This window comes from Synechococcus sp. OH2 (genome assembly GCF_047462155.1).
In the GTDB taxonomy this organism is placed as follows: domain Bacteria; phylum Cyanobacteriota; class Cyanobacteriia; order Thermostichales; family Thermostichaceae; genus Thermostichus.
Genome location: NZ_JANSIR010000027.1, coordinates 3202 through 8602, shown reverse-complemented (window position 1 = coordinate 8602; position 5401 = coordinate 3202). Strand labels below are relative to the sequence as shown.

Below are 5401 nucleotides of genomic sequence, written 5' to 3'. Positions count from 1 at the left end.
TCTCCTTCCTCTTAAACCCTGTACCCTATTTTAAATTAACAGGCTGTACCTCGACCATCCACAAGAAGCCATCGAGATTGCCCGCCGTGCCTACCAAGCCTTCGACAAACAGTGGCACCCCCGCCACCGCATCCAGAATCTGCTGGACTGGGTGTTTGGCGGAGAGCTGCCCGAACCCTTCCGCTACTCGCCTCGTTTCGAGGTGCGTCACTTTGTCAGCACGGCTAACTCTCACCTGATAGACACCCGCCTGGCTGTGTATGAGCCTGTGCAAGAGCTGCATCGGGTGCAAGAGCGGCTCAAGGTGTTTCTCAGCCGCGGCTGTCCTGGGGTGATTGCTGCTGATTTGCTGGACTTGCCGCGGCTGGAGCTGTATGGGGAAGGGAGCTTTGTGGATCCCTGTGCTCTCTTGCAGCAGAGGGGCGTGGCTGGACGGGTGCATGAGCTAACAGAAGAACCAGCAAGCTGGCCAGTGTTTGATGTGGCTGTGTGTACAGTTGAGGATCTCCAGAGACTGAAGCAGATCCTCAAAGCCAACTTTGCATTTGTTCTCGGAGAAAACCATCAACTTATCTTTGCCAATAGTAATCGGTTGATGCAAAGCTATAGGCGAGAGTTTACCGTAAACCAGCTTAGTTTTGTGGTATGGCTCTACGAAGAGATATTTTCCCATGAATCTACATATCTCAATAACTATAACATCCCTTCATTTATTCCTGGAGTGAGAACTATTGTTGACATAGGGGCTGGTGTGGGGCTTGCCAGTGTCTACTTTCATGGATTTTGCCCAGATGCAGTTATTCATTGTTTTGAGGCGGATCCCCTGGCCTTGCACCTGCTGCAGCAGAATGCTCTTATTTTGGGCAACTGCCATGTGCATCCAGTGGGCCTAGCAGGGCAGAACAGCCTCAGGACTCGTCGTCTTTGGCCAGAAGACTCTCAAACAGAGTGGGGAGTGGAGCAGGTGTTGGTCTTTCGGGAAGCCAAGGCAACCCTGCAGGAGCTAGGTCTGGAGCGCATCGATGTGCTCAGGGTGGCTATAGGTGGACAAGGGGTAGAGGTGTTGGCTAGTTTGGAGCCATGGCTCAAAGACGTCAAGGTCATCTATGTGGAGTTTGGCTCGGAGCAGAACCGCAAGCAGATTGACCAGATGCTGGATCCTTCTCACATGATCTGGCAGGGGGAGATCATAGCTGGTCAAAGAGGATCCCTCTGCTATCTGCGCAGAGCTTAGGAGTGGACTCTTGAAAAGAGAGGAGATGCGAAAGTCATGAACTCAACTATCGTTGTTACAAGCGCAGACAGCAAGTTTTTTGAGTTAGTCCAGGGAACTATCCTCTCTATCCGAGAGAAGCCACAGGGCTACTCCGTCGATATTGGATTCTTTGATGTAGGCCTCACTCCAGAACAGTTGCAGTGGATAAGTCAGTACGTTGACCACGTCGTTGAGCCAAGTTGGAATTATGACATTCCAAATAGTAATAGCTATCCTAATTATCTTAAAGCTTTGTTATCTAGGCCATTTCTACCTGAGTATTTTCCGGGCTATGAGGTTTACATTTGGATCGATGCGGATGCCTGGGTGCAGGAGTGGTCTGCGATTGAACTGCTTGAACTAGGAGCAATACACGCAGGCTTCGCAATTGTTCCTGAGCTAGTAAATACACTTTTCGATCCATTTCCATTTTCTCATCAAAGTTTCCACCTTTCGAGGTATATGAGGTACTTTGAGACGACATATAATCATCTGTATATAAGACCGACTCTCAATGCTGGTGTGTTTTCTGGAAAAGACCAGGCTATTCACTGGGCGGTGTGGAAAGAAAGAAGTAGGCAAGCTATCTCTATGAGCTTAGACTTGTACTCAGATCAGTATGCTCTCAACGTAGCTCTCTACAATGATCTAGGATTGGGCAGTTTTCAGGTTTTACCCTTGATTTGCAATTGGACAGCTCACAGTCAGTTACCTAAGTGGGATCGGGAAAGAAAACTCTGGGTTGAACCCTGGAAGCCTCACAGCCCTATAGGTATCCTACACATCACCCACAAAACTAAGGATAGAGAAACTCAGATAGTTAGCAGTACTGACGGCTATAAAGTTGAAGCCAGTCTTCGGTACTCTGGAAAGCACCTTTCTCCAGTCAGAAGATATGATTACGTGTCACTCAACCACAGAAAAATTTATCTGGATCGCGCTTTCCCTTCAATGACTTCAGTGAACCCAAGCTCTCACCCCCGGCCCTACTTGCGGAAAGAGGTTCCCCATCTTTGGTACGCAGACTTACGTCAGCCAATTATTGGTTTTGTCAGCCGAGATGAAGCACATATCTTGTACAATACTGCTCTTAAGCTCCAAGGAAAACCTGCTTTGGAGATTGGGTGTTGGCTAGGTTGGTCAACTGCTCACCTTGCATCGGGAGGAGTTGTTCTTGATGTGGTGGATCCTGCTCTGGCCAATCCTCAGATTTATGAAAGTGTGGATCAGTCTCTCCGCCTGGCGGGAGTTCGCTCCAATGTCAACCTGTATCCCGGCTATAGCCCAGAGAAAGTAGAAGAGATTGGCCAGGAAAATGACCGCCGCTGGTCTTTGATCTACATCGATGGAAATCACGACGCGCCAGCTCCTCTGCTGGATGCTCAGGTGGCAGACCGCTACGCTGCTGAAGATGCTCTAATTCTCTTTCACGACCTTGCTTCACCGGATGTAGCCGAGGGCCTAAACTACCTGAGGGATCGAGGCTGGAACACGATGATTTACCAAACCATGCAGATCATGGGCGTCGCTTGGCGAGGCAACGTCCAGCCTGTGGAGCATATTCCGGATCCTGCTGTTGATTGGACACTGCCAGAGCATTTGAAGGGATACCCGGTATGCAACCTTGAGTTATCGAGAGTTTTGGAAAAGGTTAAGGCCTTTACCCTTTTGGGCTTTGAGCGTCTCTGGAATCTCTACACCTTGGCCAAGCGAGTCTGCCAAGAAGACATCCCTGGGAACTTTGTCGAGTGTGGCGTTTACAAAGGAGGCAGCTCTGCACTGCTAGCTTGGGTGATCAAAAACTACAGCCGCCGACCTCGCAAGGTTTACGCTTTTGACACCTTCTCAGGGATGCCTCAGCCAACAGAAGTAGACCGAGATTACAGAGGAGTTTTTGCCAATGATACTTCCTATGGAGCTGGAGCTTTGGGTGCTCCTATCTCGGAGAACTTGGAGGTGATCAGTAAGGAGTTAGGAGTTTGGGATCTCATTGTTCCTGTGCAGGGACTGTTTGCTGACACATTACCAGCTTACCGCGACCAGGTCGGCGAGATCGCTTTTCTACACGCGGACGCTGACTGGTACCAGTCCACAATGGATATCTTTCAGAATCTTTATGAGCAGGTTAACTCCCAAGGATTTATCCAAATCGATGATTACGGGCATTGGCAGGGATGTCGAGAGGCTGTCCACGACTTTGAACGAGAAATTGGGGCTTTCTTTCGGTTACATAGTATTGACTATGGCGGAGTCTGGGTGAGCCTGGCTGAGAACCTGCCAGTAGTGAGAGATAGCTTAACAGAAACTACACTTCCGCAAGGGATCCCCCTGAGCAAGTTTAACGTCGTTCTTTTTCCTTACTGGGAGCTGGAAACGGAGCAGCTTGTGCAGGAGTTGGAGAAGCTGCTGGAGCAAATCTTGCTTAGTCCAAATCCAAAAGACTATGCTCTTATCCTACTCGGGGATCCGGATCCACAGCTAGCCAATCAAACACTAGAAATGGCGGCGGGGAATGTAATCCTCAAACTCATGGAGAAAGGAGAGGAAGTAGCTGAGGAGCCGCTTTGTTCTGTGGTGTCTGGCTTGAACCCTTGGCAGTGGGAGAGGCTGATTCAGCATATGAACTACCGCTACGCTCTGAAGCGGGAGCGTTTTCCCAAAGGACTACGGCCTGCTGTCCAGAAGCTGCCTGTTTTGTTGATTGCTCAGTAGGATTTGCCGCCTATCCTCAACCCTCTTGAGGGGAGGGGGGCTTTAAAGTGCATTGGGATCCACCCCCAGTTCTCGCAGCTTTTGGGCCAGGCGCTCCGCCCGCTGTTCGGCCTGCTCGGCTCGTTGCCGATCTTGTTCAGCCCTTTGCCGCTCCAGTTCGGCCTCGGTGGGCACTAGTTCACCAGAAGAGGTGGCCCAGCGAATCCATGTGGTTTCGATGTCCCGAAACCTGCCTTCCCATTTCACCAGGTACAGTCCCAGAACTGCGCTCGGCAGGCGACCTTCTGCATCGACTTCAATCGGCTCATAGCGGTCGCCCCTCAGCCGAAACCCCGCCCAGTCCTCCGGCTCAAACGGGTCAAACCAAAAGTACTCCGGCACCCGGATAATTTGCTCGTAAAGCTGCTTTTTGCTTGTCTTATCATCCTGGGCAGTGCTGGGAGAAAGAAGCTCAATCACCACGTCTGGCCCTTTGCCCTGCTCCCAGATCACCCAGCTTTTGCGCTCGCCCTTGGGCACTCCCAGCACCACAAAATAATCAGGCCCTCGGAAATTGCGGCTGCGGGTCTGCTCCAAGCTGTAGTAGAGGAACATGTTGCCGCTGACAAAGCCATCAGGGCGCTGTTGCAGCCAGGTTTGGGTGACGGAGATGAGCAAGTCCATCTGGCACTTGTGTCGCCAGCTTTCCATAGGTACGCCGTCGTCGTAGGGGAGCTCGTCTTGGGTAGGGGGCCAGTCGGGTAGATTAACCGGATCCGGCACCTCAATAATCGGTTTGGGGTTGGTCATTGCCAGTTCTCCGAGAGGTATTTTGGGCTGGCCAGTTTTCTTTACAAAGTATCGGGATCCACTCCCAGTTCTCGCAACTTTTGGGCCAGGCGCTCCGCCCGTTGCCGTTCCTGCTCAGCCCACTGCCATTCGATCTTCTCAGCTTCTTCTGGTGTGGGCATCAGCTCCCCACTGGGGAAAAAGTACCGCAGTTGCTGGTTAGGAATGCCTAGGCGCAGCCCCAACACTTCCCTCCAGCGCCACCTCTGCTCCGGTGGCTCAATCTCCTCATGCCGTTCCCCCCTCAGTTGCAAGCCCGTAAACTCCTGCGTTTCGGGAGAAAAGTAAAAGTACTCCGGCGTCCTAAAAACCCTTTCGCAAAGCTCCCGCTCTTCATCCCGATCCACCTTGGCTGCCGATTCCGAAAGCGGCTCGATGATCTTCCCACACCACCCAAGAAGGCAGAGAGCGGTTTTCTACCCCTTTGACCAAAAACAGATCCGGGCCGCGCAAGTCTTTGTTTTTGAATTGCTCTCGGCTGTAGTAAACGGTGAGGTTCCAGGCGAGGAAGTAGTCGTTGCGATCCTGCCAGAGGCGGGTGAGGCAGCTCACCAGAATCAAAAGCTGCAGGGCGTGGAGGGAGTGTTCCATTTCGGGTTCATCGCT

Annotated in this window: 4 protein-coding genes and 1 pseudogene; 2 read left to right on the top strand and 3 right to left on the bottom strand. The window is 51.6% G+C overall.

Features of this window, described 5'->3' with window-relative positions; all coding sequences use genetic code 11:
• Positions 1-151: 151 nt before the first annotated feature.
• Both NW835_RS02245 and NW835_RS02240 read left to right on the top strand, forming a co-directional pair.
• The gene (locus tag NW835_RS02245; protein ID WP_414414419.1) at positions 152-1234 is read left to right on the top strand and encodes a hypothetical protein; all 1083 of its coding nucleotides are present in this window, start codon (positions 152-154) and stop codon (positions 1232-1234) included.
• Positions 1235-1270: 36 nt separating this feature from the next.
• Positions 1271-3967 (top strand): TylF/MycF/NovP-related O-methyltransferase, encoded by a 2697-nt coding sequence (locus NW835_RS02240; protein ID WP_414414418.1) that lies wholly within the window; start codon positions 1271-1273, stop codon positions 3965-3967.
• Positions 3968-4009: 42 nt separating this feature from the next.
• Here NW835_RS02240 and NW835_RS02235 read toward each other — a convergent pair whose 3' ends face one another.
• From NW835_RS02235 to NW835_RS02225, 3 genes and pseudogenes are all read right to left on the bottom strand, one after another.
• Positions 4010-4756, bottom strand: coding sequence for a Uma2 family endonuclease (locus tag NW835_RS02235; protein ID WP_414414417.1), 747 nt, complete (start codon positions 4754-4756; stop codon positions 4010-4012).
• Between the two features lie 41 nt (positions 4757-4797).
• Complete coding sequence (locus NW835_RS02230; RefSeq protein WP_414414416.1) at positions 4798-5142, bottom strand: hypothetical protein; 345 nt, start codon at positions 5140-5142, stop codon at positions 4798-4800.
• Positions 5129-5401: pseudogene (locus tag NW835_RS02225) on the bottom strand (hypothetical protein); the annotation flags it as partial. The gene NW835_RS02230 and the pseudogene NW835_RS02225, both read right to left, overlap by 14 nt.